This is a genomic window from Mycobacterium sp. GA-2829, assembly GCF_001499965.1.
Classification (GTDB): Bacteria; Actinomycetota; Actinomycetes; order Mycobacteriales; family Mycobacteriaceae; genus Mycobacterium.
Genome location: NZ_LQIT01000090.1, coordinates 1 through 1,249, shown reverse-complemented (window position 1 = coordinate 1,249; position 1,249 = coordinate 1). Strand labels below are relative to the sequence as shown.

The window sequence follows — 1,249 nt, the reverse complement described above, 5'->3', positions numbered from 1 at the left end:
ACCCACAACGCCGCGCAGAAGATGACGCTGACCGACGGCACCGAGCTGACCCCGGCACTGGGGATCGGGGCGTTCGCCGACAAGACCCTCGTCCACGAGGGACAGTGCACCAAGGTCGACCCGGACGCCGATCCGGCGGTGGCCGGGCTGCTCGGGTGCGGGGTGATGGCCGGCATCGGTGCGGCGATCAACACCGGCGCGGTCACCCGCGACGATTCGGTGGCGGTCATCGGCTGCGGCGGCGTCGGCGACGCCGCGATCGCCGGGGCCGCACTGGTCGGGGCGAAGAAGATCATCGCCGTCGACACCGACGACAAGAAACTCGCCTGGGCCAAGGAGTTCGGCGCCACCCACACCATCAACGCGCGCACCGTCGACGACGTGGTCGAGGCCATCGGGGAGCTGACCGACGGATTCGGCACCGACGTGGTCATCGACGCCGTCGGCCGCCCCGAGACCTGGAAGCAGGCGTTCTACGCCCGCGATCTGGCCGGCACCGTGGTGCTGGTCGGGGTGCCGACCCCGGACATGCGCCTGGAGATGCCGCTGATCGACTTCTTCTCCCGCGGCGGATCGCTGAAGTCGTCCTGGTACGGCGACTGCCTTCCCGAACGCGACTTCCCCACCCTGATCAGCCTCTACCAGCAGGGCCGGCTCCCGCTGGAGAAGTTCGTCTCCGAACGCATCGGCCTCGACGACATCGAGACCGCGTTCGACAAGATGCACAACGGTGAGGTGCTGCGTTCGGTGGTGGTCCTCAAATGACCAACATCGAGCGGATCGTCACCTCGGGCACTTTCGAACTCGACGGCGGCTCCTGGGAGGTGGACAACAACATCTGGATCGTCGGGGACGACAACGAGGTCGTCGTCTTCGACGCCGCCCACACCGCCGAACCCATCGTGATGGCCGTCGGCGGGCGCAACGTGGTCGCGGTCATCTGCACCCACGGCCACAACGACCACATCACCGTGGCCCCCGAACTCGGCGCCGCCCTCGACGCCCCGGTGCTCCTGCACCCGGCCGACGACATGCTGTGGCGAATGACTCACGCGGACAAGACCTTCCACACCGTCGAGGACGGCGCGACGTTCCAGGCCGGCGGGATCGAACTGCGCGCCCTGCACACGCCCGGGCACTCACCGGGTTCGGTGTGCTGGTACGCCCCCGACTTGGCGGCGGTCTTCTCCGGGGACACCCTGTTCTCCGGCGGGCCCGGCGCCACCGGCCGCTCGTTCTCCGACTTCCC

General features: G+C 68.9%; 2 protein-coding genes. Both read left to right on the top strand.

The window, feature by feature from the left end; genetic code table 11:
• Nucleotides 1-765: zinc-binding dehydrogenase (locus AU194_RS30760; protein WP_059093041.1), on the top strand; the 765-nt coding region annotated here is incomplete at its 5' end.
• The coding region (locus tag AU194_RS30755) for an MBL fold metallo-hydrolase (protein ID WP_059093040.1) at nucleotides 762-1,249 on the top strand (488 nt) is incomplete at its 3' end. The genes AU194_RS30760 and AU194_RS30755, both read left to right, overlap by 4 nt.